The sequence below is a fragment of the Cryobacterium roopkundense genome (genome assembly GCF_014200405.1).
Taxonomy (GTDB): domain Bacteria; phylum Actinomycetota; class Actinomycetes; order Actinomycetales; family Microbacteriaceae; genus Cryobacterium; species Cryobacterium roopkundense.
The window spans coordinates 3,262,669-3,288,627 of the sequence record NZ_JACHBQ010000001.1; the positions used below are offsets into that span (position 1 = coordinate 3,262,669).

The following is a 25,959-nucleotide window of genomic DNA, read 5'->3' on the forward strand; positions in this document are numbered from 1 at the left end:
GCGGGGACGGCCGAGGCCACACGAGTTTAGGAGAGGGAGTCGCGGCGGCGCCGAGCTACCAGCAGGACCGCACCTCCCAGGAGCAGAGCGAGAATGCCGAACCCGAGTGCCGGCAGCCCCGTGAATCCGGTGCTCGAGAGAGCCGCCGGTGCCGCAGTCGTCACCACGGTCGCGGCCACGTAGCTGAACGCGCCCCCGATCGTGCCGACTCCACAGGTTCCGCCGCCCACGACCGTGACATCCACGACTCCGGTGCCGGCCGGAGAGACCGCCGTGATCTGCGAGTCACTGCCCACCGTGAAACTAGTCGCGGCCGTTGTGCCGAAGAACACGTCCGTCGCTCCGGTGAAGCAGCTGCCGGTGATGGTCACCGTCGTGCCGCCCGTTGCCGGGCCACTCGGCGGATCGACAGTGGTCACAACTGTCACCGGCGTGAACGTGAAGTCCAGCGGAGCGGATGCCCCACCCGGCGTGGTCACCACCACCGGCACCAGACCCGCGGTGTGCGCCGGGGTGGTGAGGGTGATCGTGGTGTCATTCACGAAGGTGAACGGAACCGAGGCGCCGTCGATCGTAACAGCCGTGGTGCCGGTGAATCCGGTGCCCGTGATCGTCACGACCGTTCCGCCGGTGACCGGACCCGTGTTGGGCGCGAGCGACGTGGCCACCGGGACCGGCAGGTAGGTGAACCCGTCCGGCAGCGTGCCGCTTCCGCAGGTTCCCACGCCCACGACGGTGACGTCGACCGTACCCAGGCCGGCCGGAGCCACCGCGGTGATGGTCGCGTCATCCACGACGGTGACACTCGTGGCCGGCGTGGTGCCGAACAGAACCACCGTGGCCGCCGTGAAGCAGACACCCGTAATGGTCACCGTGGTGCCGCCAGCTTCAGGCCCCGAGTTCGGAACCACCGTGGTGACATCTGTCACCGGGGTGAACGTGAAGTCCAGCGGAGCGGATGCCCCACCGGGCGTGGTCACCACCACCGGCACCAGACCTGCGGCGTGAGCCGGGGTGGTGAAGGTGATCGTGGTGTCATTCACGAAGGTGAACGGAACCGAGACTCCCCCGATCGTGACAGCCGTGGCGCCGGTGAATCCGGTGCCCGTGATCGTCACGACCGTTCCGCCGGTGACCGGACCTGTGTTCGGCGTGAGGGACGTTGCAACCGGAACCGGTATGAACGTGAATCCGGCCGGCGCCGAGTTGCCGTTCGGCGCGACCACGACGACGTTCACGAGACCCGGCGCGTGCACCGGGGTCGTGACCGTGATCTGCGTGTCGGAGTTGACGACGACCGTGGCCGCCGACGTGCCGCCAAAGGTCACGTCCGTTGCCGCGGAGAAACCGGTGCCCGTGATCACAACGCTCGTGCCGCCGGTCTCCGGCCCACTAAGGGGAACCAGGCCGGTGATGACGGCGTCGGGAACGTCGGTGAACGTGAAGTCCAGCGGAGCGGATGCCCCACCCGGGGAGGTCACTACCACCGGCACCACACCCGGCACGTGGGCCGCGGTGGTGAAGGTGATCGTGGCGTCATCGACGACCACAAACGGCACCGAGACACCGTCAACCGTGACGTCGGTCGTGCTGGTGAACCCCGACCCGTCGATCGTCACGGGCGTGCCGCCGGTCTCCGGGCCGTTGTCGGGCGTGAGGGAGGTGGCAACAGGGATCGGGTCGAACGTGAAAGCGCCCGGAGCCGAGTTGCCATTCGGGGAGAGCACGATCACATTCGTCGGTCCGGCGGCGTGCGGCGGCGTGATCACGGTGATCTGCGTGTCGGAATCCACCGTCACGGTGGGCGCGAACGTTCCGTTGAACGTCACCGCCGTGGCGCCGGTGAATCCGGTGCCCGTTATCACGACGCTCGTGCCACCCGCGACCGGCCCATGATCGGGCACGATTCCGGTGATCACGGGGTCGGGAACGTCGGTGAACGTGAAGTCCAACGGAGCGGATGCCCCACCAGGCCCTGTCACCACCACCGGCACCACGGCCGGCAGGTGCGCCGGAGTGGTGAACGTAATCGTGGCGTCATCGACGACCACGAAGGGAACAGAGGCACCATCGATGGTCACCGAGCTGGCCCCGGTGAACCCGGACCCGTCGATCGTCACCGCTGTGCCACCGGTCTCCGGACCGTTGTCCGGAGTCAGCGAGAGGCCAACCGGCAGCGGCGTGAACGTAAAGTCCGCAGGGGCCGAATCGCCATTCGGCGACAGCACCACCACGTCTACGAGGCCCGGAGCATGCGCAGGGGTCGTCACCGTGATCTGCGTGTCGGAGTCAACCACCACCGTGGCCGCCGACACACCGTCGAAGGTCACATCCGTTGCGCCGGTGAACCCGGTACCCGTGATGACTACCGTCGTGCCACCGGCCTCCGGCCCATTATCAGGCACCAGACCGGTGATCACCGCGGCCGGCAGGTACGTGTAGGCATCGGGCAGCGTGCCCGTGCCGCACGTTCCGCCGCCGGTCACCGTGACGTCCACGAGACCCACGCCGGCCGGAACGACAGCAGTGATGGTCGTGTCATTCACCACCACGAAGCTCGTGGCGGGAGTGGCCCCGAAGAGTACGGAGGTGGCGCCGGTGAAGCAGACGCCGGTGATGGTCACGGTGTTGGCGCCCGCCTCCGGGCCCGTGTTGGGAACGACGGTGGTCACCTGGGTGACCGGAGTGAACAAGAAGTCGAGCGGAGCGGAGTTGCCGGCCACGTCGACCACGACCACCGGCACGACTCCGGGCGCGTGCGCCGGGGTGGTGAAGGTGATGGTGGCGTCATCGACGACGACGAAGGGAACGGATGCGCCGTCGACGGTGAGGTCGGTGGCTCCGGTGAACCCGGAACCGTTGACCGTGACCGGCGTGCCTCCGGTCTCTGGGCCGTTGTCGGGCACGAGGGACGTGGCGGTGGCCGCCACGGCGAGCGCGTTCACGCCAACGCGTCCTGTGCCGAGGTCGAGGGTGAGGGCGTTCGCGAGTGGAAGGACCGTGACCCGCAGAGCCGTTTCGGTGAAGACACCGGCGGTCGTGGACTGGTTGTTCACGGTGAGGGTGAGGGTTTCATCGAGCACGGGCGCGAGCGCCGGCAGCACGTTCGCGACCACGGGGGCTAGCACGGTGTCGCTCAGCGCGTTCACCGCATCCGTCACGAGAGTGATCGGCGCCGCGAGCGCGGTAACGACGGAGGCGAGACCGCCGCCGAGGCCCAGGCCGAGACCGGCAAGGGTGATGCCGGTGGTGTCGCCGGCCAGCAAAGCGGCGGCCGTGGTGTTCACGGTGAGGATAGGGATGCCGAGGATCGTAGCGCCGCCGGTGACGGTGATGGCGTCGACCGCGGCGAGCAGGGCGGCCTCCACGTTTGTGGTGAGCCCGGTGACAAGCCCGAGGATGTTCGCGGTGATGGTGTTGATGACGGCGGCGGTGAGGATCTCGGTGTTCGCCGGCAACCCGTTGAGGGCGGTGATCTGGTCGAGATCGACCGTGACGGTGCCGGTGGAGAGGTCAATCGAGACACCGGGGAAGGCCGGGTCGGTGAGCGGAACCGCGAGGAGGCCGGCCACGGCCGCGGCCAGGTCGGGAGTGCTCGCCGTGATGTTGGTGCTCACCAGTGGGCTGAGGCCGCCGAGGAGCGTGTCGATGTCGACGGTGAGGTCGGCGCTGAGGCCGTTCACATCTGTCTGCAGGGCCGCCACGAGGGTGTTGATGTCGGCGCTCACGGCGGCCAGCGTGGGGCTCGTGAAGCTGAGTTGGGCATCCGCTATCTCGTAGGTGCCCGTGGCAGCGCCAGGGGCGGCCTGCGCGGCGCGGCCGGCGACGGCTCCCACCGTGAGGTCGAGGTTGGCGACCTCGGCGAGCAGCGTGGGCGAAAGGCCGAGGGAACCGACAACCTCGCTGAGACTCAGCGACAGCGGCCCGGGGGCGACGCCCGGAGCCGGGGTGATGCCGGTGCCGATGGTGCCGGTGTCGGAGACGAGCCCGGACGCTCCCACCGACGACGCATCGGCGAGCGCGCTCGCGTACTGCGACACGACGCCCGCCGTGGCGAGGTCGAGGGGAACCTGAATGCCGCCGGGAACGGCGATGTTCACCAAGCCGAGGGCGGTGAGGTCGAGGTTGTTGGCGTTGGTCTGGTCGGCAGTGCCGTCGCTCGTGGCGGTTTCTCCTGCGAGGCTGGCCGCGAGCGCGAGGTCGAGGTCGATCAGGGAACCGGAGAGAAACTGCCCTTCGGCATTGGACGTGTCGCCGGGGGCGGCCTGCGCCGACACGGCTCCGGCACCCACGAAGAGGGCGGTGATGGCCACAACAGACGCGAACCTGAGAACGCGATGGCCCCGGGCCGGTTCGACGCGCTTGTGTCGCGCCGCCCCTCCGGGAGTTGCGCTGGTGTTGCCAAAGTAAGCGGATTTAGTCACAGGGTCCACCTTGGGTTGGGCCACGTTCGCAACTTCAAGGCCCCCGCCCCACGAATCGTGGTTTCACACTGGCGCTCACGCTACGCTCCCACATCATCACAAATCAAGAAAATTTACGTCAAATATCAAGCCCCAGTACGGGGATTTTTCAGCCGCGAGAACTACGTCACTGAGTTTTTTTCAGAAACCCTATGCCCCCCGTTCGGGGGACAGTAGGCTGTGTCCACAACTCGAGGCAATTTCGACCTGCGAGGCGCCGCTCCACGACACGCGAAGGCGAACATGCTTGCGGGATACCCCCATTCGGGGACCTTAGGACAGATCACCGCGATGAGGAACCCTTAGCCACTAAGGCACCCGCGGCAGCACGGCCCACAAAGAAAAAAGCGGGACAATAATGAACACGACCGAACCGACCTCCACCCGCACCCTCGGCCGAAAGGCGAGGGCCCTTCTGGCGGGCGGCCTCGTGCTCGGCGTCGGCGCTGCCATCACCCTCGCCGTGTGGAACGACTCCGAGTTCGCCACCGGAACCTTCACGTCGGGCCACTTCAACATGCTCGGCAGCGTGGACGGCACCACCTTCACCAACCACCCCTCCGGCACCCCCGGCGCCCTGAGCTTCAGCGTGGGCTTCGACAACCTCGCACCGGACGAGGTCACCTCCGCGCCCTTCGTCGTGCACCTCGACGCCGACACCACAACGGATGCCGTGGTGAGTGTCAACTCCGCAGGCGTCTCCGGCACGGCCGCCGCCGACCTGACCTACGGGATTCGGCAGGTCGCCTCCGTCGTCGCCTGCACACCCACGACGACCGCCGGCACCGTCATCGTTCCCGCCGGCACCCTGCTCAGCTCCGTGACGGGCGCGTCGACCTTCGACCTCCCGATGAGCGTTGACGGCATCGTCGTGGGCGCCGACGCGTTCCTGTGCATTCAGGTCACCGGCAGCTCGACACTCGAACAGGACACCACCGCCACCGGAACCTGGGAGTTGCTCGCCACCTCGACGCCCGCCGTCTGATAGTCATGTTCCCCGCCGCACGACGACCGAGGGGCCGGCACGCCCCCGGCGCCGACGACGACCGAGCACGCTCCCGTCGGCGCCCGCGCCTGCGCGCAGTGCTCGCCGGCGGCCTCGTGCTCGGCATCGGCCTGACCGCCACGGTGGCGGCCTGGACCGACACTGAGTACTCGGTGGCCACTTTCACCGCCGGCACCTTCTCGATCGTGGGCGCCACCGACGGGGCCACTTTCACCGACCACGCGAGCGCGCCGGGAGCCACCCTGTCGTTCGCTGTCGCGCCCACCGCTCTGGTGCCCAACACCACGGTGTACGCGCTCTACTCCGTGAAGACGGCGGCCACGAGCGTGGCGGGCACTGTACAGCTGACAGCGGATGCCGCCAACAGCACCGGCCTCGGCGCGTACCTCACCTACGGGGTCACATCGATCGCCGGCACGACGTGCAGCTCGGGCACCTTCGCGGGCGGCACCGTGATCGTAGCCACCGCTTCGGCAACGACAGTGAGCGCGGCCGGCTCGCAGTCACTCTCGGCGGCGGGCGGGTCCGTGGTGAACTATTGCTTTGCGGTGACGCTGCCCTCGAGCGCGTCTAATGCGGCGCAGGGAACCACACTCACCGCCCACTGGACCTTCGCCGGGGCAGCGTAGCCGGATCGTGGCGGGGGATCTGACATGACCAGTCGCGGTCGCGGCGTTGCCGGCTTCGTCGGCAACGCCGCGCTCAACCTCGCGGCCATCGGCGGGCTGATCTGCATCCTGCTGGTGGCGGCCGCGTTCCTCCTCAACGTGACGCTCGTCATGTTCAAGACCGGGTCGATGGCGCCGACCATTCCCACCGGGTCGCTCGCCCTCGTGCGGGAGATCGCGGCGCCGGAGATTCGGGTAGGCGACGTGGTCACGGTGTCGCGCACCGATGCCCTGCCGATCACGCACCGGGTGACCTCCGTGACATCGGGGCCTTCGGCGGCCGAGCGGGTGATCACCATGAAGGGCGACGCGAACCTGGCAGCGGATGCGCACCCCTATAGCGTGAGCACCGTGCGGCGGGTGCTCGGCTCGCTACCCGGGCTCGCGCGCGTCGTGGTGTGGTTCTCCAATCCCCTCGTACTCGGGTCGCTTGCCCTTGGCGCCTCCGCGCTCGTAACGTGGGCGTTTTGGCCGCGCGATGACCGCGGCGGCCCCGGCGGCCCGTCCCCCCTGACCGGTGTCGGGGAGGGCAACGTGCCACCCGCGGAACGGAACCCGCGTCGGCGGGCCTCCTCCGGCATCCGTCGCCGAATGGCTCACGTGTGCGCCGTCGCGCTCGTGGGGGCGGCCCTCGCTGTGGCGGGGCCGGTGAGTGCCGCAACCGCGGCACTCACCGCCTATGACGCACCGCCACCCGACCTGACCCCCGACCATCCCACCGAGCAGGTGATCGTGGGCGGCGGGCTGCGGCTCGACGTGATCGGCGACCAGAAGCAGATGCACAACCTGGATCCGGACGGCTCCGTGCTGTGGCAGGTGGGCGTCACCGCCAACGAGGCCGACCCCGGCGCCGTGCACGTGACCCTTGCGGGAGTCGGAAACGCCGGCCTGCGCCTGTTCTCCATCGTGCGGTCGTGCCCGGAACGCTTTGTGGGGCGCGACTGCCGCCCGGGGGTGACGCTCGAACAGCCGGCCGCGGCCGTGGCGATCGATGGCGTCGAGCGCTCGATCGCCACACTCTCGGCCACGGAATCTCGCTGGTTCTTGTTCGAGCTGTGGCGGCACGACACCGAACTCAGCGCCGATGACGACACGGTGTCGCTGGCTCTGCACGCCTTCGGCTCGAGCGACTCCGTCTCCACCGCGTCCGGGCGGCTGAGCGGGTTGCCGCGCACCGGGGTAGATGCGCTGGCACCGATGCTGTACGCCGTGGGGGCGATCGGCCTCGGGCTGCTGGTGGCCTTCGGAGCCGGAGTGCGGGCGCGGGCGCGCACGCCCGTGCCCGCTCCCTCGCGGAGCCGACCATGACGCGCCGTCGGGTCGCGCTCACGGTCGCCGGCCTCGCGCTCGTGATCAGCGTGACGCCGGGGCTCACCGAGGCGACCTGGGCGGATTCGGAGCACGGGTCATCCGTCACGATGACCGCCCTGACGATTCCCGCCCCCTTCTTCGACACGTGCACGGCGTCGAGCGTGCTCGTCTCGCTCAGCCTCACGCCGCGAGTCGTCGTGACCTGGCACTATCCGTCCGGCATGTATGACGGCACGAATGCGCGCTACTACAACTCCGACTCCGGCATTCTGGGGCTCACGCCGATCTCCCTCGGCAGCGGTGTGACCACGACAGGGCCGGTGTCCGGAACATACACGTCGACGTTCCAGGGCAACCTGCTGAGCGGCCTGCTCGGCGGCTCGGCCGACGTGGGCATCTCGACGACCCACTCGAGCGGCTGGACGAGCCTCATCTCGAGCGGGCACGCGACCTTCCCCCTGCTCGTGGGTGCCGGCACCTGCACGATCACGAACAACTGACGCGCAGGAGCCGCCGGCTGCGGCGCGAGTACGCGAGGCCCGCCGCGCAGTCCCCGGCCGCAGTATCCGTTGTACGCTCGCATCACCTGTTGCACAGTCGTGCCGCGCCGGACCCCCAGAAGGAGCACCTCATGGACATGCGACTCGAACTCGTGCCGTTGCCCTCGACCGATGTGGACCGCAGCAAGGCCTTCTACATCGACCGGGTGGGTTTCGTTCTCGATCACGACATCGAACCGGGCAACGGCATGCGCGTAGTGCAGCTGACGCCGCCTGGATCGGCCTGCTCCATCGTGGTCGGTGTCGGTATCAGCGACCCGAACGCCGGGCCCGTTCTCGGACTTCACCTCGTCGTGGACGATGTGGATGTGGCCCGCCAGGTGCTGCGCAGCAACGGGGTCGACGTCTCGAACGTCAGCGACATGGGCGGTGGCGTGCGCTACGCCTACTTCAGCGATCCCGACGGTAACTCCTGGGCGCTGCAGCAGATCTCCCGATGACTCAGTCGGCGAGTTCCTTGAGCAGGGAGTCTGCCCACTGCGACGCCTTGGCTCCTTCGCCCACATCCAGCGGGCCCTCGGACTTCTGCACGTAGAAGGCCTGCGGCGGGGCGATGATCTCCGCGCCGTGCTCCTGGAGGGACTTGCTGATCTTCTTCGCCGCGTCGCCGTGGATGAAGATGTGCAGCCGAGTGTCGAACGCTGCGGCCTTCACGCCACGGAGTTGGTCGGCGCCCAATACGCTCAGGGCCTCGGTGATTCTGGCCGTGGGGCGCCATCCGTTTATCGGGCTGCCGACCACGAGCAGGTCGCCGGCGTGCAGCTCCTGGGCGTTGAAACTGGCCACCGGCACCGCCTTGGCCGCCATCCCGTTGAGGGCGCCCGAGATGGTCTCCGCGATCGTCTTGGTGTTGCCGTAGTTGGAGTCGTACAGAACCACTGCCTTCATGAGATCTCCTCGTTTTTCCACAGGGTACCCGGCTCGCCGCACTCCCACCCAGGCCCGTCGAAAATCACGGGTTTTAGCGCGGCGCGCGGCGGCAACTAGCCGACCTTGGAGAGGGTCTGGCGGGCGATCTCGAGCTCTTCATTCGTGGGAATCACGAGAACGGTGACGGCGGAGTCATCGGCCGAGATGCGCCGCGGCCCGCGCACACGGGAGGCGTTGCGCTCCGGGTCGATCCTGATACCGAGCGCCTCGAGGCCCTCGAGGGCACGGGCCCGCACCAGGGCGCTGTTCTCACCGACCCCGGCCGTGAACGAGATCACATCGACCCGGCCGAGCTGCGCATAATACGACCCGACGTAGCCCTTGAGCCGGTGCACGTACACGTCGATGGCGAGCTGCGAGGGCCCGTCTCCGGAGTCCGCGGCCACGATGACGTCGCGCAGGTCGCCGCGTCCGGTGAGGCCCAGCAAGCCACTCCCCCGGTTGAGCAGCACGTCGAGCTCGTCCACGTCGAGGCCGGCCCGGCGATGCAGGTGAAAGAGCACGCCGGGGTCGATGTCGCCGGAACGCGTTCCCATCACCAGGCCTTCGAGCGGGGTCATGCCCATGCTCGTCTCCACCGATCGTCCGGCGCGCACTGCACACACCGAGCCACCGTTGCCGAGGTGCAGCACGATCTGGTTGACATCTTCGACCGGGCGCTCGAGATACTCGGCCGCTGCCCGCGCCACGAAGCCGTGCGAGGTGCCGTGAAAACCGTAGCGCCGAATCCGGAAGCGCTCGGCGAGGTCGGCGTTGATGGCGTAGGTGAACGCCTCGGGCGGCAGCGTCTGGTGGAACGCGGTGTCAAAGATCGCCACGTGCGGCACGGCCGGGAAGGCCTCGATCGCGGCGGTGATGCCCTGCAGCGCACCAGGGTTGTGCAGCGGGGCGAGCCCGGACAGCTCGTCGATGTCGCGCTCGACCGACTCGGTGATCACGGTGGGCTCGTGAAAACGCGCCCCGCCGTGCACGACGCGGTGCCCCACGGCGACCGGCACGTGTTCCACGAGCGAGGGACCGTGTTCGCGGAAGGCCTCGAGCATCACCGCGAACCCGGCGGTGTGGTCGGGAATCGGCAGCTCCCGCTCGGTCGACGACTCCGGGTAGGGCGTCTCGGTGACGAGGCTCACGCTGGTGTGCAGGGAGACGGATGCCGCGGCATCCGCTGCCGAAACGTCCACGGTTTCGGTGACTCCCGTGCGGGACACACCGGCCATCACCGTGTGGGAGGCCTGCCCCATCAGCTCGCCGATGCGTTCGACGAGGCCGCTCGCGAGGGTGGTCTCGGAGTCCATCTCGATGAGCTGGTATTTGAAAGACGACGACCCCGAGTTCACCACGAGCACGGCGGTCATGAGCGTGCCCCGGCCCCGATCGGCGCGGCTGCGGCAGCAGCCTCGGCGGCCTCATCGAGGGACGCGGCCTGGATAGCCGTGATGGCGACGGTGTTCACGATGTCCTGCACGAGGGCTCCGCGGGACAGGTCGTTGATCGGCTTGCGCAGCCCCTGCAGGATCGGTCCGATCGCCACGGCGTTGGCCGAGCGCTGCACCGCCTTATAGGTGTTGTTGCCGGTGTTCAGGTCGGGGAAGATGAACACCGTGGCGCGGCCGGCCACCTGCGAACCGGGCATCTTCGTGGCCGCCACCGCGGCATCCGCTGCGGCGTCGTACTGGATCGGGCCCTCGACCAGCAGGTCGGGACGACGCTTACGCACGAGGGCCGTCGCGGCGCGCACCTTGTCGACGTCGGCGCCTTCGCCGGACTCGCCCGTGGAGTAGGAGAGCATGGCGATGCGGGGCTCGATGCCGAATTGCTCCGCGGTCTCGGAGGCGGAGATGGCGATGTCAGCGAGCTCCTCGGCCGTGGGGTCGGGGATGATCGCGCAGTCGCCGTACACGAGCACGCGGTCGGCAAGTGCCATCAGGAACACGCTCGACACCACGCCAACGCCGGGCCGGGTCTTGATAATCTGGAAGCTCGGCCGGATCGTGTGGGCCGTGGTGTGTGTGGCGCCGGAGACCATGCCGTCAGCGATGCCGAGCTGCACCATCATCGTTCCGAAGAACGACAGGTCGGTCACCGTGTCGCGGGCCTGGTCGATGGTGACGCCCTTGTGGGCGCGCAACCGGGCGTATTCCTCGGCGAAGCGCAGGCGCAGCACGTCGTCGAAGGGGCTCAGAATGTGCGCCTTCGAGATGTCGAGGCCGAGGCCGATCGCGCGGGAACGCACCTCGATCTCCTCGCCGAGAATCGTGAGGTCAGCCACGTCGCGGGCGAGCAGGGTGGCGGCGGCGCGCAGCACGCGGTCGTCGTCACCCTCGGGCAGCACGATGTGGCGCCGCTTGCTGCGGGCTCGTTCGAGCAGGGCGTACTCGAACATCAGCGGGGTCACCACGTCGGCGCGGCTCACCTCGAGGCGTTCGAGCAGAGCGGATGCGTCGATGTGTTTCTCAAACAACGCCAGCGCCGTGTCGTGCTTGCGCTGGCTGTCTGCGGCAAGGCGCCCGCGGGTGTGGGTGACCCGCAGTGCCGTCTCGTAGGAGCCGAGCTTGGTGCTGATGATCGGCAGCGAGGGGGTGAGGCCCTCCATTAGGCGCTGGATCTGCTCGGGCAGCTCGAAGCCGCCGTTGAGCACGATGCCGGCGATCGACGGGAAGGTGGCGGCCGAATTGGCCATCAGCACGGCGAGCAGCACGTCTTCGCGGTCGCCAGGCACCACCACGACGGAGCCTTCGATGAGCCGCGGCAACACATTGACCATCGACATGGCGGCCACGACAACGCCGAGCGCCTCGCGGGCCAGCAGCTCTGGGTCGCCCTTGATCAGCACGCCGTCGACGGCGTCCATGATGCTCTTCATGCTCGGCGCCACGAGGTAGGCGTCTTCGGGCACGGCCCACACCGGGATACCCGCGGTGGACTCGGCCCGGTTGCTCGGGGCATCGACAACGGCGCGAACGGCGGCGACGACCTCGTCGAGCTGGGAGGCATCCGCTCGGTTGACCACGATGGCGAGAACGGATGCGTGCTCGTCGCGCAACTCGGCGAGCGCCACGTCGGTCTGCTGGCGGATGTCGCTCGTGGTGCGGGGGTCGCTCTGGCCGAGCCATTCGCCCTGGCCCTGGCCCACGCGGCCGCCGAGCACGAGCAACACGGGAGCGCCGAGGTTGGCGGCGATGCGCGCGTTGAAGGCGAGCTCGGTGGGGCTGCCCACGTCTGTGTAGTCGCTGCCGATGATGACGACGGTGTCACAGAGCGCCTCGACGGCCTTATAGCGCTGCACAATGCGGGCGAGTGCGGCGTCGGGATCGCTGTTCACGGCGTCGTAGGTGACGCCGATGCTCTGCTCATAATTCTGCGGGGAGGCCGCGCCGGCCGGCTCACCGGCCTGCAGGTGGCGCAGGAGCAGCTCGAGCACGTAGTCGGGCTCGCTCGTGGAGCGGGCCACCGGGCGGAAGACGCCGACCCGCTGCACCGAGTGGGTGAGAGTGTCGAGGACGCCGAGCGCGATGGTTGACTTGCCGGTGTTGCCTTCGGCCGACGTGATGTAGATGCTTCGTGCCACGGTATCCATTCAATCTTATTGAGGATGGGAGAGTGCCCGACGCGGTTTTCTCCGCCCGTGGAACGGGCAGCCTCGACCGAATCGCATAACAATACCGGCAACGCTCCGCGAGCGGAACGCACACCAGGTGAACGTGTCAACAGGCGGTTCCAACGGCGAATCTCGGCGGCCTGGGCGGGCGCGGATCGCCGCATACGAACGCGGGGTCAACCTGCCTAGTATGCACCCCTCGGTTGACACCCGGGGTCAGGTCCCCCGTTCTGGGCACCCGGCGGGGCCGCGCCACCGCCCCCGCCCCGCGGCTCGGCTAGGAGCGTGTGTCAGTAACGCCTATTCGACCTTGGTGTGAGGAATTGCCGTTCAGGACCGTCTGTGCGGTCGGGGGTTTCTTGTCCGGTGGTTGAGTCGTTCGGGTTGGCGTTGTTCGTGTGCCGACTGAAAATAGGGCCAGTGCTGCGTTGACGGCGCAGGCCGGGGCCGTTGCCGCCCGCCGGGGCAGTCCCGCCTTGATGTTTAGGTGGCCGTTCGGGCTGTTAGGGCGCTTGGCGCGGCCAGCAGCGCTTTAGTTTGCATGGTGTGTAGCTTCATCAGGTTGTGGCAGGCCGCGATCAGGTCCCATTCGTGGGCGGCTTGCTCCAACCCGCGCAGCAACACGAATTTGCCTTGCCGAGTGTGGATCTGACCGAACACGGGCTCCACGATCGCTTTGCGCCGCGCATAAACGGCGCGGCCTTTCTTCGTCTTGAGCTTCCGCGCCATGCGTTCCCGCAGCGTCGCATTGGCCGGGATCCGGCCCCGAGGAACTTCAGGAACACGCTCGCCGTGCTTGACCCGGCCGGTCGCGATGAAAAACTCGGTCCGGCCGTCGCTGCCATCTTCAACAGTCTTCGCGTAGTCCAGATTTGTTGCGGAACAATACCCGGCATCCGCCAGGACCTGCCGGGGCAGGACGCCGGTCGTGGCGTGGAGTTTCTCGACCAGCGGCACGACCTGTTCAACATCCACGCCAATATTCGTCAGCGTCGTCGCGACGATGATCTGATGGTCGGCATCAACGATGGCCTGTGCGTTGTAGGCGTAGTGGAACGATCCGTCGGCGGTCTTCATGATCCGTGAATCCGGGTCGGTGAAGTTGCGTTGAGCCTTCGGAGCAACAACGGCGTTCTTCGCCGCGTCGTCACCCTTCTGCGCCACAGTATCGTCATCGTCGCCCTTGTCCCTGGCCTTCTTCTCCGCGTCTTTCCGCGCCCGCGCCGCTGCAGCTGCCTCCAAGCCAGCGCGCGCTTCGGCCAGTTTCACCAAGCGTGACTCCCGCCGGGCAAGCTCCGGCGGCAACTCATCACCGCGTTTGTCCTTTCCGAAACGAGCGTCCTCCGCGTCATCGATCGCGTCCGCCTCCGCCAGCAGCGCAGAGACTTCGTCGGCGAGGACTTTCTGCTTCTCCGTCAGGCGGGCGTAACTCATCGCCTTGCGCCGAGAGGCATTCGCGCGCACTTTCGTGCCGTCCAACGCGACCTGCCCGAGCGAGACCATTCCGGCCGCACGGCACAGTTCCAACGCCTGCAAGAACACGTTCCCCAGACTGGAGAGGTGGCGTTTTCGGAACCGGGCGATGGAACGAAAATCAGGTGCCTGCTGCGCCGCCAACCAGCGAAACGCGACCACGTCCACGCACACCCGCTCCAACTCCCGTGACGAGCGAACTCCGACACAATACCCGTAAAGGAGCACCCGGACCATCAACCGTGGGTCATAGGGCGGCTGCCCCTTCGACTTCGCGTAAGAGGCGTAGAACTTCTTCAGATCCAGCTGAGTTTCAACGATATCCGCGATGAACCGAGACAGGTGATTCTGCGGCAACCACTCATCCAACGACGGCGGCACCAACATCACCGCCGCCGGCTCAAATGCCCGGAACCGTTTGTTCACACCGGCCCCCGCCTCAACACCGTCATCCACGACCACGTCAACGTGCTCAAGTTCCGTCGCGGGGAAGAGGCCATCAGAATCGCTCATACGCAATTTTCCCAGACCAACACCCCAAGCCCGGGAAATCGACCGGCGTTTTAAACTTTGGTGTTACTGACCCACGCTCCTAGGCGTTGTCGCCGCCGGTTGACCCGGCAGTCCCCCCCGCTGACGATGCCGCCGCACCCCAGGCCCAGTCCGTGATCTCCGGCGCGTCTTCGCCGTGGTCGCGGGTGTACTGCCGCGCGTGCAGGCGGGCGTCCTGCATCTGCTGGCGGAGCAGCCCGGCGCGGGCACCGAGCCCGGGCACCCGGTCGATGACGTCCATCACGAGGTGGTACCTGTCGAGGTCGTTGAGCATCACCATGTCGAACGGCGTCGTGGTGGTGCCGATCTCCTTGTAGCCGCGGGCGTGCAGGTTGTCGTGCCCGCTGCGCTTGTAGGTGAGTCGATGAATGAGCCACGGGTAGCCGTGGTACGCGAACACTATCGGCTTGTCTGGCGTGAAGATCGCGTCGAACTCGCCGTCGGTGAGCCCGTGCGGGTGGTCGTCGGCCGACTGCAGCCGCATCAGGTCGACCACGTTCACCACGCGTACGGCGAGCGAGGGCAGATGCTCGCGCAGGATCGCGGCGGCCGCGAGCACCTCGAGGGTGGGCACGTCGCCGGCGGCGGCGAGCACCACGTCGGGCGACACCCCTGGCGTCTCGGAGCCGGCCCAGTCGAAGATTCCGAGGCCGCGGGTGCAGTGCGCCACGGCCTCCTCCATGGTGAGCAGGTTCGGTGCGGGCTGCTTGCCGGCCACCACCACGTTTACGTAGTCCACGCTTCGCAGGCAGTGGTCGTAGGTACTCAACAGCGTGTTGGCGTCGAACGGCAGGTACACCCGCACCACGTCGGCGCTCTTGTTCACCACGTGGTCGATGAAACCTGGATCCTGGTGCGAGAACCCGTTGTGGTCCTGTCGCCACACGTGCGAGCTCAGGAGGTAGTTGAGGCTCGAAATCGGCTGCCGCCAGCCGATGTCGGCGGTCACCTTGAGCCACTTGGCGTGCTGGTTGAACATGGAATCCACGATGTGGATGAACGCCTCGTAGCAGTTGAACAGTCCGTGCCTACCCGTAAGCAGGTAGCCCTCGAGCCAGCCCTGGCACTGGTGCTCACTCAGCATCTCCATCACCCGGCCGGCCCTCGCGAGGTTCAGGTCGGTCGGGCGCACCTCGGCGTTCCACTGCTTGTCCGTCGCCTCGTACACGGCGGGCGCCAGCCGGTTCGACGCCGTCTCGTCCGGCCCGAAAATGCGAAAGTTGTCGGGGTTCAAGCGGATGACGTCGGCCAGGTAGCCGCCGAGCACTCGCGTGGCCTCGGCCAGCGTCGCCCCCGGCGCGGGCACGGGCACCGCGTAGTCACGAAAGTCGGGCAGGCGCAGCTCCCGGCGCAGCAGCCCGCCGTTCGCCACCGGATTCGCGCTCATGCGCAGGTTGCCCGAGGGAGCGAGATCGCTGATGCGGGCGACTGGGGCACCGGATTCGTCGAAGAGCTCCTCAGGACGGTAGGAACGCATCCACTGCTCAAGCAGTTGCGTGTGAGCCTCGGTGTCACGGGCGTTGCCGAGCGGAACCTGGTGCGCGCGCCAGGTTCCTTCCACCGGCAGGCCGTCGATCACAGCGGGGCACGTCCAGCCCTTGGGGGTACGCAGGATGATCATCGGCCAGCGCGGACGGGCGAAGTCCTCCCCCGCCGCCTGCGCGGTGGCGGCGGAACGCTTGATCTCGGCGATCTCGTTGAGCACAAGGTCGAGGGTCTCGGCCATGCGGGCGTGCACGAGCAGCGGGTCTTCGCCGTCGAACCCGCCCGACACGATGTGCGGCGTGTGACCGTAACCGCGCATCAGGTTCAGCAGCTCGTCTTCGGGGATGCGCGCGAGCACAGTGGGGTTCGCGATCTTGTACCCGTTGAGGTGCAGGATGGGCAGCACGACGCCGTCCTGCACAGGGTCGATGAATTTGTTCGAGTGCCAGCTCGTGGCGAGCGGGCCGGTCTCGGCCTCGCCGTCGCCCACGACGGCAGCCACGAGCAGGTCGGGATTGTCGAACGCGGCGCCGTAGGCATGGCTCAGCGCGTAGCCGAGCTCGCCGCCCTCATGGATGGAGCCTGGGGTCTCGGGCGACGCGTGGCTCGGGATTCCGCCGGGGAAGGAGAACTGCCTGAACAGCTTCTGCACCCCCACCTCGGTCTGCTCGATATCCGTGTAGATCTCGGAGTACGTGCCGTCTAGCCACGCGTTCGCCACCATGCCGGGGCCGCCGTGACCGGGGCCGGTCACGTAGAGCGTGCTCTGCGAGCGCTGGCGGATGGCGCGGTTCAGGTGCGCGTACAGAAAGTTGAGTCCCGGCGTGGTGCCCCAGTGCCCGAGCAGCCGCGGCTTGATGTGGTCGCGGGTGAGGGGCTCGCGGAGGAGGGCATTGCCGAGCAGGTAAATCTGCCCGATCGAGAGGTAGTTCGCCGCCCGCCACCACGCGTCGATGCTCGCGAGCGCCTCGGCGCTGAGCGGGGCCGGATCGACGGTCGGCCACGGGGAAATCATCACTTCAGGCACACGGTCTCCAAACGCTCGGGAGGGTTGAATGCTCCCATACTAGAGACGGCGTGTGACATTCGCGGCGAAAGCAGGTGCGGGCGAATCGGGGTGCGGCACCGCTTAACGAATAAGGACCCCTCGCGCACCCGCCAGAGCCCGGTTACCCTTGCTACGTTTCCGTCCTGGGGGATTTGGCCTGGGTGGCGCCACGCGAGGAGCCGTCCACTAGCTTAGGCGAGATTTGGGGCCTCCACGACATCCGCTCCAGCACGAATCCGCGCTCGGGCCTACAGTGCAGGCATGAAATGGAGTGTTCTGCTCGCCCTCTGCGTCGGAGCTGTTCTCGTGGCAACCGTTGCGCTCGGCACCACCTACCTCGTCGCGCAGCGCATCGAGCGCGAAGGGGCCGACGACGCAGCCTGGCGGCTGGCCAGCCAGGTGGTCGGGGAGCTGAAGCTGGGATCCACGACAACCGTCGACGCGCTGCCGCCGGTGGATCTCTCCACGAGCCTCGCCCCGTTCGTGATCGTGTTCGATAAAACGGATGCCGCAGTGGCCGGCACCGGGTTCCTGCACGGAACGCTCGCCTCAGTTCCCTCCGGCGTGCTCGATGCCGCGCGCGCGAACGGAAGCCACCACGTGTCGTGGCAGCCGGAGCGGGGGCTACGCTTCGCGACCTCGGGAGTAGCGATCGGCCGCTGGGTGATCGTCGCGGGGCAGTCGCTAAAACCGGCGGAAGCCCGCACCGATTCGATCGGAATTCTCGTGCTCGCGGCGTGGCTCAGCCTCATGATACTGGTCGCGACCGGCCTGATCCTAGGCAGGATTTTCGCGCCGGAGCGGGCGACGGCAACGAAGGCCGCAATAAACAGATAGGATTCTCTGGTGCCGTTCCTTCGGGAAACGGTGGCCAGGAGAATTCGCCTAGTGGCCTATGGCGCACGCTTGGAAAGCGTGTTGGGTGAAAGCCCTCGGGGGTTCGAATCCCCCATTCTCCGCCAGAGATCCAGAACAGCGTGTTGGGTGACGCACAAAACCCACTCACGGGGCACGAATCCCCCACTCTCCGCCACAGATCCAAAACAGCGTGTTGGGTGACGCACAAAACCCACTCACGGGGCACGAATCCCCCACTCTCCGCCACAGATCCAAAACAGCGTGTTGGGTGACGCACAAAACCCACTCACGGGGCACGAATCCCCCACTCTCCGCCACAGATCCAAAACAGCGTGTTGGGTGACGCACAAAACCCACTCACGGGGCACGAATCCCCCACTCTCCGCCACAGATCCAAAACAGCGTGTTGGGTGACGCACAAAACCCACTCACGGGGCACGAATCCCCCACTCTCCGCCACAGATCCAAAACAGCTACTAGGGAAATACATCCCATCTCCCCCTCTCGCTGGTCGAGGAGCGAGGCACGAGCGTCTCGAGACCGCGCAAGCCGACTCTCAGACTCGGCTCACGCGGTCTCTGTAATGGTTATAGCTGGTCTGGTTATCAGCTGGCAGGCTGGTCTTGATTCGTGTGGGTTGCGTGACTCTTTTGGTCTCTGACCCTCTTCACGGAGGTGTCTTCGTCTCGACATGTCCGCTCCACGCATCGAATCGAGGCCGGCCTGTGACCCTCAGAGTGACTTGATTAGAAGCCTGTCCGTACCCCCGACAGGGTCGTGACTCATTACAGAGATGTTCTCCGAGGAACCCCAGACCGGCACGACATAACACCCATCGAAGGAGTTATCGTGACCATGGTCTCACAGCAGTTCAGTTATGTCATCGGGGTGGATACCCATGCCAAGACACACACGCTGGTCGCCCTCGACCATCTGGGCGGGAAACACGGCACCGCGCAAACATTCCCGACAACTCCGCCCGGACTCAAACGGGCTCAGGCGTGGATCGAACGCGAAACAACGGGGCCGGTTTTGGTGGCCATGGAGGGCACCGGGTCCTACGGAGCCCAGTTCTGCGACCTCCTGACGGCCGCCGGCGTGCGCGTCACCGAAACCAAGCCGCCCAAGCGCGGCGTTCGCCGGGCCGGCAAAACCGACCCCATCGACGCAGAGCACGCCGCCCGCTACGCCCTCGCCCTGCCAATGGAGCACCTCATCACGCCCCGCAACCACGCTGGGCACCACGCAGCCTTGACGGTGCTACTGACCGCGCGCGCCGCCCTCAAGAAGGCCCACAGCGCCTCCAACAACCGCCTCACAGCGCTGCTGCGCGGGTACGGTTTCGGCCTGGACGTTCGCCTGGCCCTCACCGCCGAGCAAGTCAAAGTCGTCGCAGCCTGGCGCGCCCATCGAAACGATGACGTCGGCATGGTCACCATCCGCGCCGAGGCTGCCCGCGAAGCGCGAGAGATCCTCAGCCGTCAAGCCGAGCTCACGGCGAACGAGAAGGGCCTCCTCAAGCACGTGAAAGCCCTCGCCCCCTACCTGCTGCTTGAGCACGGCGTCGGCGCGATCGTCGCCGCGCAGCTGATCGTGTCGTGGTCGCACCAGGGACGCATCCGCTCCGAGGCCGCGTTCGCCCGCTTCGCGGGCATCGCGCCCATCCCCGCGTCATCGGGCAACACCATCCGCTACCGTCTGCACCGCGGCGGCGACCGGGCGCTCAACACCGCCATCTGGGTCACCACGTTCTACCGCTACCACCACGACCCGGCGACCGCCGCCTACGTCGAGAAACGGACGAAGGAAGGCAAGACACCCAAGGAGATCCAACGCGTCCTGAAACGCTACATCGCCCGGCACCTGTTCCGCGTCCTCGATAACCACACCATCTAAAACGTCACCACCGCCCAGCGGACAGGCCATCTTCGACGGCCCGCCCGCCACCCTCACGCGCCCAAAAACACGCCACACGACTCACGACTCACGACTCACGAAACATCATCAAAAAAGACCTCAACAGCTTGACAACTCCCATAGAAGCGTCGAGACACGCTGTAGACGGCGTTCCTCGACCAGCGGAAAGGGAAAACCGCGACGCATTCCGCATCCCACGATGGCGCGAAGCGCCGGAACAGCTCGAGACCGGGTGAACCGAGGCTGAGAGCCGGGAGGCGCGGGGCTAGCTCAGGCGCTGCGAGTTCCACGCCGGGGCGGCGTTTTTCGCGACGACCTTGTCGAAGCGGGCGCCCGCGGGGTTGCTCGGCAGCAGGGTCATCACGAAGACAGCGATCGAACCGGCGCCGACCAGCAAATTCAGCAGGTAGAACCAGCCAGACAGGTTGGCGTCGTGCAGGCGTCGCACCGTCACGGAAATCGTGGGCACGATCGCGCCCAGCATCACCACCGCCCACACACAGGCGATGGCCACGGCTATCGGGCCGGCCGCGTCGAACCTCAGCACGGACAGCACGACGATCGGAATGTAGAAGGCGATGTAGACCGCGGCCACCCACATGGCCCACCACCAGTATTCGCTGCGCGGCGCACGTCCGGAGAATCCCGCGTACTGGTCCAGAACCGACCGCAAGGCCATCTTCGGTGTCATCATGTTCGTGCCCCTCAAAAATGACCAGCGCAGTAGACGACTAGTTCACTGCAAGGCTAGCAGGGGGCACCCACCCGATCCAGCGACTTATCCGGCGACTCCGCGCACGAACAGCTCGCCGTCGACCACACCGGCGAGCGCCCGCGCGAACAGCTCCCCCCGCTCGCCCTCGGCACCGCGCGGCGCGTACAGCTCGGTCCAGAACACCTGCTCGGCACCGAGGCGAACGCCGAGCAGCCGTTCCACGTCGTCGGCCACGTCGAAGCCCTTCGTAACCAGCACTGTCACGAGCGCCGTGCCGTCGGCCGAGCACACCTGAGTGCCGCCGCCGCTCCAGGTCGAACGCAGCCCGAGGTTCGGGTCGATCTCCACCGCCGCCATCAGATGGTCGGCGAGGTCGATCGGCCTCGGCGACACGATCACGAGCTCCCGGCTCATCGGGCGCCTCCCTGGCCGGCATCAGAACCCGGCAGGCCGAGCGCCTTCGTCACGTCGACCGTGTTGAACTCGCCAGCCAGGTCGACGAACTGCTGCCAGCTGCCCTGTCCTTCGCGCGTGAAAGGCAGCACCAGCGACGGGATGCGAGCCCGACCGGCGCGGAATGCACCGAAGCGAGCGGCGACATCCGCCAGATCAATGCCCAGATCCTGCACGGCACGCGGCCCGAGCACGACCGCCACCGGCACGGGCGGCGCGGCCAGCACGGGATCGATCGACAGGTCGGCGCGACCGCGCAACAGGAAAGCGGATGCCACCAGCACCGACTGCGCATTGGCCAGCCGCCCGAGCACGGCCGGCGCCGCGTCGATGAGCGTGCGGGCCACGGCCTCGTCGCCGCCGAGGGCCACGAGCATCTTGGTCTCCTCTGTGACGCCGCGCGCGCTGCGGCTCACGCGCATCGTGGCCGTCATGGCGCGTTCGCCGCGCCCGGCCACGTAGATCTTGGATTCGCGCGGCATGCGGCCCCGCACGAATCGCGTCACGTTCTCGCGGGTCCAGTGCAGGCCCGCCGGCTCGTTCACGCCCCAGGCCACAGGCGCCGCTTGGGCGAGCTGCGCCGCGAGCAGCTCAACCGTGGCGCCGAGCGTGGTCTCCTCGCGCGCCGGGTGGTTCACCGACGCGGTGATCTGCAGCCAGGCCTGCGCGTGAGGCACCGGCGCGAGGAAGTCGGCCGCGGCATCCGCCGTCGACGTCGTGAAGGCCTCGTCGAAGTTCGCGATGGCGTGGCCGGCGAGCCCGTCGCGCAGGGCACCGTCGGAGCGGCGCACCACCCACCCGCCCCGCACGGCGGCCAGCAACTGGAGCATGCCGAAGGTCACCCGCGACTCCGGCCCCGTCACGAGCAGCACGCGCTTGCCCACCCCGGCCGCATCGATCGCGAGACTCGCCAGTCCTTCGGTCGCTGCCACGAGCGGCGCGTCGCTGATGGTGGCCACGTACCCGTCGCCCGCAAAGTCGACAAGCGGATGCTCCAGGCTCGCGTTGTCAGTCACCGATTCCCCCGCCCGCATCGCGCCTGCTATGCGCCGGAAGAGGCGAGGAATTTATCGGGAAGGCGCAGTCGGCAATAGCGATCGACGATCTGCAGGTTTCGCAGGATTGACTCCCGGTCGGTGTTGAAGGAGAGCCGCTCGTTCAGGAAGACCGTCAGGTACTTGCCGGTGTCGTATTCGATGCCGCCCGTGAACGTTCCGTGCTCGCCGTTGAGGCCACAGGTGAACACGAACGAGTCGTACAGAACGCACGTCGCGACCGAGCCGGACGGGTCAACCGTGACCTGAGTGGCTTTCGCACCAAAGAAATCTCGGACTAACGCAAGAAACTCGTCGCCGTTCACGTCTGACTCCCTAGCTTGAGTAAGGACGGAGACGCGGCTCGTTCCCGCGGGTCGTAAATATAGCCATGCTGCAGCAGGTACTCGAACTGGCGCCCCAGAAAACCCGGGTCGCCGACAGGGTCGGATGCGAACCGGATCACCTGACGGCGTTGAATACTGTCGTCCAGAAACGGCACGATGTAGGCGGCGAACATGTCGTCATCGGTCAGACCCTGCTCGGCCTTGATCTTCTGCCAGTCCCGACCCAGATCAAAGTATTTGTGTCCCTCACGCGGATCTCGCGAGGGTGCGCCTGCAGCGTCTTGAGCCACGCTCACCTCTCCCGCACGACACTCGAGGTGCCGTGCACCTCATCAAAAACGTCCACATACGTGCTCGGAAGCCGCAGGCGACAGTAGTCATCGACGAGCTGGAGGCTCTCCCCGATCGACTCTCGATCGCTGTTCATCGACGCGCTGCGACCCAGGAAGCTGCCGGTAACACGGCCAGGACCCACGTGAATGGCCGCGCTGAACATCGAGCTCTGCTCGTCAAAACCGCAGGAGAACAGCAGCGAGTCATACAACACGCCCCGCAATGTTCGCCGGCTCTCGTCGCTCGTAGGGAACGACAACCTCGGCCCGAAAAAGTCGAGGGCGAAGCCATAGAATTCCCCGTACGGCATGCTCGGAGCCGGCGGGCGAGTGCTCCGCGGCCCAAAAATGCGCAGGTTCTTGTCGAAGGGCACGTCAAAGGTGGCCAGGTAGTCGTCCGGAAGTCGCAAGCGACAGGACTCATCCACGGCGCGCAAGACGTCCACAACTGATTCCCGATCACCGGCGCACTCGAAGTGGCCTCCCGGGCTCCTGACGACTTCGTGTGCGGCACCGACAACGATTGCCGCGCTGAATCTGTCCTCCTCGAGGTTCAGCACGGCCCGAATGAGTATCGCCCCGTACAGCACGCCCGTGACCGTCTTCGATCCAGGACTGTACGTCGGCACGTCCAGCCGTTGACCAAAGTAGGCCACAAACTGGTCATAGAGCTCATCGAACGTCAACTGACCTGCCATCTCCTCGCCTAGTCTCCCGATCGTATCGTAGGTGGTGTCGCCGTCATCGTCTCCGGATCGTAGCGATAGCCACTGTCCTTCAAATACTCGAATTCCTTGAGCAGCGACCCCGTGTCGCCAATCGGGTCATGAGAGAAGTGGAACGTCTTGCCCGCGGCGATCGCGTCGTCCAGGAACGGAACGTTGTAGGAGGTGAACATGTCGGCCATGTCCAGCTTCTGAGCCTCCATGATGGGGTCCCACTTGTCGCCGAGGCTAAAGTACTCGTACCCGCCCTCCTCGGCCCGGGACACGTAGTTTGTAGGTCCGCCGCCATCCCACTTGCCCAGCATGACCTCTGCGGCATCCGCATTGTGCACGCTGGCCGCGAGCGTTTCCTGATAAATGGCGTGGTCGATAGTCTTCTCGGTGCCCGGCACGTGAAAATCGGTCTGGGCCGGCGCAGGCCCCGTCACGTCAGTCGCGGCACTATCAGGCACAGCACCATCAGGTGCCGCACCATCAGGCACAGCACCATCAGGTGCCGTCACATCAGGCACAGCACCGTCAGGTACAGCGGTGTGGGTGCCCCCGGCCGGCGCATCGGCGACCGTGCTCGGTGTGGCGTTCGTGGGGTTCACGTCGACGTGGCTCGGGGCGGCAGGAACGGGCGCATCCACGCGCGGGGCGTCGACGCGGTCGGCGATGGTGTGCAGGGCGTGGCCGCCGCTGCCGGGCTCACCGATGGCGAGGCGAGGCGGAGCTCCGAAGACGGCGCCGTCGGAGGTGACCGCGGCAAAGCCCGGCTCGATGTGCACGGTGGGAATCTGGTCGGCGAGGGAGTGCATCGCCTGGGCGAGCGACGCGCGACCGATCGAAGCGCCGCCGGCGATGTTCAGTTTCGCGGCGTCCGCGAGCACGGTGAGGCCCTGGCCCGCGTGCAGGGTGAGGGACGCGGCTCCTCGGGACACAACGTTGACTCCGGGCAGGACTACCTCGGCCACGTGGGCGACGACCAGCCCGGCCTTGCCGCCGATCGATGCGACCTTCGCGCCGCCGGCCGCCACGCCGGCACCGGGAATGAAGAACGAGCCGATGTTGAACGTCGTCGCGCCGAGGGCGCCGGCGGGGTTCTCGGCCCACTGGTCGGAGGCGACCATGCCCTTCACCCCGGCGAGGAGCTGTTCCTGCGAGCCGTTGATGAAGTCCTGAGTGCCGTGCAGCCACTCGGGCACGTTCTTTTTCGGGATGAGGCCGGCGGTGATGCTGATCGGGCCCGCGAGTACGAGACCGGCACCGAGCATGCCCAGGCCGGACCAGGCCTGGCCTGCCATATCGCCGTCGCCCCAGTTGCCGGTGGCCGCGTTGTACGAGAACAGCGCGCCGAGGCCCTCGACCGATCCCACGACGGCCCCGCCGAAGCCCTTCCCGAAGTCGACGACCGCGTCGCCGGTGGATTCCGAACAGGAGCGGTCGCCGTCGGTGGCCGCGCCCCACGGCAGGGTCACGCCCTCCGCGTTCAGGTCCGCCGCCGTGTACGCGACGACGCCGGCCACGCACTGATCGGTGCGCAGGGCGTTGATCGCATTCACGCAGTCGGCGCGCGCCTGGTCGAGGGCCGCGGCCTCGGCGTTCACCCGGTGGATCAGGTCTGAGTTCTCCTGCACGGATGGCTTGTGCTCACGCCAGGTGATCGTCTGCGGTCCCATGTCGGCGAAGTCGGTGACCATGAAGCTGAAGATGCCAGCCTCGCGGGCAGGGTGGTCACTGTCCCAAATGTCCACGGTCACGCCGTCGGACACCCGAGCGACGAAGGCGCGGGCATCTTCGCGGATCGCGGCGAGGCGGGACTTCAGGGGCGCCACCTGGTCGGCGAAGTCCGCGATGATCTTCGACACGGAGGTCAGTGTCTGGCCCAGGGCGGCGGAATCGACGGAGACCGGTGTCATCACGTCGAGAAGTTCGGGGGCTTCCGGTGCCACGTACACGCCGGACAGCGCCGCCCACTGGGTGACGACGGCCGCGCCCTTTTCGGTGACGGCGGTTCCCGCGGCGGAGAATCCGCTCGCGGAACCGGCGATTGCCGCCGGGTCAATGTCGTCGCCGGGAATCATCTCGGGCTTGATCAGGTCGCTGTCGACCTGACAGACCGTGGCTGTGGCCGCAGCCATCAGGGCGTTCCGGTCGAGGAGAAGAACGACAGGTCTCCGGATGCCGCGGCCTGGCCGGCCGCCGTCTGCGCGGTGGCTGCCATTTCTTCGTCCCCCTGGATGTAGCCGATCGTGGCCGTGCTCGCACCCAACGATCCCGCAGTGATCCGGTTACCGATCGCCGTGAGGCGGCCCTGCTCGCTCTCCATCAAGGCCTGGATCGCTGCGGGGATGTCGGCCATGTTCGGACCGGCACCGGTTGCGAGTTCAGCAAACGAGGTCGATGCGGAGTCGAGGGCCGTGCGCAACTCGGCCGCCGCGGTTTCCACGGACGCGAGAACAGATTGCACGCCGGACGGGTCAATGCTCCAGCCGGTCATGT

21 protein-coding genes, 1 tRNA gene and 1 other RNA gene are annotated in these 25,959 nt (G+C 67.1%); 8 read left to right on the top strand and 15 right to left on the bottom strand.

Going from position 1 to position 25,959, the window contains the following annotated elements:
- Positions 1–26 precede the first annotated feature (26 nt).
- Complete coding sequence (locus BJ997_RS15220; protein ID WP_160175840.1) at positions 27–4,424, bottom strand: IPT/TIG domain-containing protein; 4,398 nt, start codon at positions 4,422–4,424, stop codon at positions 27–29.
- A gap of 397 nt (positions 4,425–4,821) precedes the next feature.
- On the opposite strand from BJ997_RS15220, the gene BJ997_RS15225 reads away from it, so the two are divergent.
- The 5 genes from BJ997_RS15225 (at position 4,822) to BJ997_RS15245 (ending at position 8,448) form a co-directional block, all read left to right on the top strand.
- Complete coding sequence (locus tag BJ997_RS15225; protein WP_052541974.1) at positions 4,822–5,448, top strand: SipW-dependent-type signal peptide-containing protein; 627 nt, start codon at positions 4,822–4,824, stop codon at positions 5,446–5,448.
- Positions 5,449–5,453: 5 nt separating this feature from the next.
- Positions 5,454–6,098 (top strand): hypothetical protein, encoded by a 645-nt coding sequence (locus tag BJ997_RS15230; RefSeq protein WP_236628817.1) that lies wholly within the window; start codon positions 5,454–5,456, stop codon positions 6,096–6,098.
- 24 nt (positions 6,099–6,122) lie between these two features.
- Positions 6,123–7,445, top strand: a complete 1,323-nt coding sequence (locus BJ997_RS15235) for a signal peptidase I (RefSeq protein ID WP_084141065.1) — start codon at positions 6,123–6,125, stop codon at positions 7,443–7,445.
- Positions 7,442–7,948, top strand: a complete 507-nt coding sequence (locus BJ997_RS15240; RefSeq protein WP_035835457.1) for a hypothetical protein — start codon at positions 7,442–7,444, stop codon at positions 7,946–7,948. The genes BJ997_RS15235 and BJ997_RS15240 overlap by 4 nt, the downstream gene beginning before the upstream one ends.
- Positions 7,949–8,079: 131 nt before the next feature.
- Positions 8,080–8,448, top strand: a complete 369-nt coding sequence (locus tag BJ997_RS15245; RefSeq protein ID WP_035835458.1) for a VOC family protein — start codon at positions 8,080–8,082, stop codon at positions 8,446–8,448.
- Position 8,449: 1 nt separating this feature from the next.
- On the opposite strand, the gene BJ997_RS15250 is transcribed toward BJ997_RS15245, so the two are convergent.
- The 6 genes from BJ997_RS15250 to ffs form a co-directional block, all read right to left on the bottom strand.
- A complete protein-coding gene (locus BJ997_RS15250; RefSeq protein WP_035835459.1) occupies positions 8,450–8,896 on the bottom strand; it encodes a flavodoxin family protein in 447 nt (148 codons plus the stop codon).
- Positions 8,897–8,991: 95 nt separating this feature from the next.
- Complete coding sequence (locus tag BJ997_RS15255) at positions 8,992–10,293, bottom strand: acetate/propionate family kinase (RefSeq protein ID WP_035835460.1); 1,302 nt, start codon at positions 10,291–10,293, stop codon at positions 8,992–8,994.
- Positions 10,290–12,506, bottom strand: coding sequence for a phosphate acetyltransferase (pta, locus tag BJ997_RS15260; RefSeq protein ID WP_035835475.1), 2,217 nt, complete (start codon positions 12,504–12,506; stop codon positions 10,290–10,292). Before pta ends, BJ997_RS15255 begins: the two co-directional genes overlap by 4 nt.
- 513 nt (positions 12,507–13,019) lie before the next feature.
- Positions 13,020–14,435, bottom strand: coding sequence for an IS1182 family transposase (locus BJ997_RS15265; protein WP_152602377.1), 1,416 nt, complete (start codon positions 14,433–14,435; stop codon positions 13,020–13,022).
- Between the two features lie 166 nt (positions 14,436–14,601).
- Positions 14,602–17,061: a phosphoketolase family protein gene (locus tag BJ997_RS15270; protein ID WP_052542834.1), complete on the bottom strand. Its 2,460-nt coding sequence runs from the start codon at positions 17,059–17,061 to the stop codon at positions 14,602–14,604.
- Between the two features lie 120 nt (positions 17,062–17,181).
- Positions 17,182–17,278: signal recognition particle sRNA small type (ffs, locus tag BJ997_RS15275), an RNA gene on the bottom strand.
- Between the two features lie 77 nt (positions 17,279–17,355).
- On the opposite strand from ffs, the gene BJ997_RS15280 reads away from it, so the two are divergent.
- The 3 genes from BJ997_RS15280 (at position 17,356) to BJ997_RS15290 (ending at position 19,848) form a co-directional block, all read left to right on the top strand.
- The gene (locus BJ997_RS15280) at positions 17,356–17,931 is read left to right on the top strand and encodes a hypothetical protein (RefSeq protein WP_035840786.1); all 576 of its coding nucleotides are present in this window, start codon (positions 17,356–17,358) and stop codon (positions 17,929–17,931) included.
- 37 nt (positions 17,932–17,968) lie between these two features.
- Positions 17,969–18,056 (top strand) — tRNA-Ser (locus BJ997_RS15285).
- A gap of 751 nt (positions 18,057–18,807) precedes the next feature.
- Entirely contained in the window at positions 18,808–19,848 is a 1,041-nt protein-coding gene (locus BJ997_RS15290) for an IS110 family RNA-guided transposase (RefSeq protein ID WP_244962821.1), read from the top strand.
- Positions 19,849–20,134: 286 nt separating this feature from the next.
- Here the strand turns inward: BJ997_RS15290 and BJ997_RS15295 are convergent, their stop codons facing one another.
- The 8 genes from BJ997_RS15295 to BJ997_RS15330 form a co-directional block, all read right to left on the bottom strand.
- Complete coding sequence (locus tag BJ997_RS15295) at positions 20,135–20,563, bottom strand: DUF805 domain-containing protein (RefSeq protein ID WP_052542773.1); 429 nt, start codon at positions 20,561–20,563, stop codon at positions 20,135–20,137.
- 84 nt (positions 20,564–20,647) lie between these two features.
- Entirely contained in the window at positions 20,648–20,998 is a 351-nt protein-coding gene (locus BJ997_RS15300) for a hypothetical protein (protein ID WP_035840410.1), read from the bottom strand.
- Positions 20,995–22,053, bottom strand: a complete 1,059-nt coding sequence (locus BJ997_RS15305; protein ID WP_152602361.1) for a DUF6177 family protein — start codon at positions 22,051–22,053, stop codon at positions 20,995–20,997. Before BJ997_RS15305 ends, BJ997_RS15300 begins: the two co-directional genes overlap by 4 nt.
- A 26-nt stretch (positions 22,054–22,079) precedes the next feature.
- Entirely contained in the window at positions 22,080–22,397 is a 318-nt protein-coding gene (locus tag BJ997_RS15310) for a hypothetical protein (RefSeq protein WP_035840416.1), read from the bottom strand.
- Entirely contained in the window at positions 22,394–22,708 is a 315-nt protein-coding gene (locus BJ997_RS15315; RefSeq protein ID WP_152602362.1) for a hypothetical protein, read from the bottom strand. Before BJ997_RS15315 ends, BJ997_RS15310 begins: the two co-directional genes overlap by 4 nt.
- A 2-nt stretch (positions 22,709–22,710) precedes the next feature.
- Positions 22,711–23,448: a hypothetical protein gene (locus BJ997_RS15320; protein ID WP_035840424.1), complete on the bottom strand. Its 738-nt coding sequence runs from the start codon at positions 23,446–23,448 to the stop codon at positions 22,711–22,713.
- Positions 23,449–23,456: 8 nt separating this feature from the next.
- Complete coding sequence (locus tag BJ997_RS15325) at positions 23,457–25,598, bottom strand: hypothetical protein (RefSeq protein ID WP_035840427.1); 2,142 nt, start codon at positions 25,596–25,598, stop codon at positions 23,457–23,459.
- Positions 25,598–25,957 (bottom strand): DUF6507 family protein, encoded by a 360-nt coding sequence (locus tag BJ997_RS15330; RefSeq protein WP_035840430.1) that lies wholly within the window; start codon positions 25,955–25,957, stop codon positions 25,598–25,600. The genes BJ997_RS15325 and BJ997_RS15330 overlap by 1 nt, the downstream gene beginning before the upstream one ends.
- Positions 25,958–25,959 lie beyond the last annotated feature (2 nt).

Bases quoted from the DNA above. Each gene is read 5' to 3' on its own strand.
- BJ997_RS15225 (WP_052541974.1), top strand. From the start codon at position 4,822: ATGAACACGACCGAACCGACCTCCACCCGCACCCTCGGCCGAAAGGCG.
- BJ997_RS15230 (WP_236628817.1), top strand. From the start codon at position 5,454: ATGTTCCCCGCCGCACGACGACCGAGGGGCCGGCACGCCCCCGGCGCC.
- BJ997_RS15235 (WP_084141065.1), top strand. From the start codon at position 6,123: ATGACCAGTCGCGGTCGCGGCGTTGCCGGCTTCGTCGGCAACGCCGCG.
- BJ997_RS15240 (WP_035835457.1), top strand. From the start codon at position 7,442: ATGACGCGCCGTCGGGTCGCGCTCACGGTCGCCGGCCTCGCGCTCGTG.
- BJ997_RS15245 (WP_035835458.1), top strand. From the start codon at position 8,080: ATGGACATGCGACTCGAACTCGTGCCGTTGCCCTCGACCGATGTGGAC.
- BJ997_RS15250 (WP_035835459.1), bottom strand. From the start codon at position 8,896: ATGAAGGCAGTGGTTCTGTACGACTCCAACTACGGCAACACCAAGACG.
- BJ997_RS15255 (WP_035835460.1), bottom strand. From the start codon at position 10,293: ATGACCGCCGTGCTCGTGGTGAACTCGGGGTCGTCGTCTTTCAAATAC.
- BJ997_RS15270 (WP_052542834.1), bottom strand. From the start codon at position 17,061: ATGATTTCCCCGTGGCCGACCGTCGATCCGGCCCCGCTCAGCGCCGAG.
- BJ997_RS15280 (WP_035840786.1), top strand. From the start codon at position 17,356: ATGAAATGGAGTGTTCTGCTCGCCCTCTGCGTCGGAGCTGTTCTCGTG.
- BJ997_RS15290 (WP_244962821.1), top strand. From the start codon at position 18,808: ATGGTCTCACAGCAGTTCAGTTATGTCATCGGGGTGGATACCCATGCC.
- BJ997_RS15295 (WP_052542773.1), bottom strand. From the start codon at position 20,563: ATGATGACACCGAAGATGGCCTTGCGGTCGGTTCTGGACCAGTACGCG.
- BJ997_RS15300 (WP_035840410.1), bottom strand. From the start codon at position 20,998: ATGAGCCGGGAGCTCGTGATCGTGTCGCCGAGGCCGATCGACCTCGCC.
- BJ997_RS15320 (WP_035840424.1), bottom strand. From the start codon at position 23,448: ATGGCAGGTCAGTTGACGTTCGATGAGCTCTATGACCAGTTTGTGGCC.
- BJ997_RS15325 (WP_035840427.1), bottom strand. From the start codon at position 25,598: ATGGCTGCGGCCACAGCCACGGTCTGTCAGGTCGACAGCGACCTGATC.
- BJ997_RS15330 (WP_035840430.1), bottom strand. From the start codon at position 25,957: ATGACCGGCTGGAGCATTGACCCGTCCGGCGTGCAATCTGTTCTCGCG.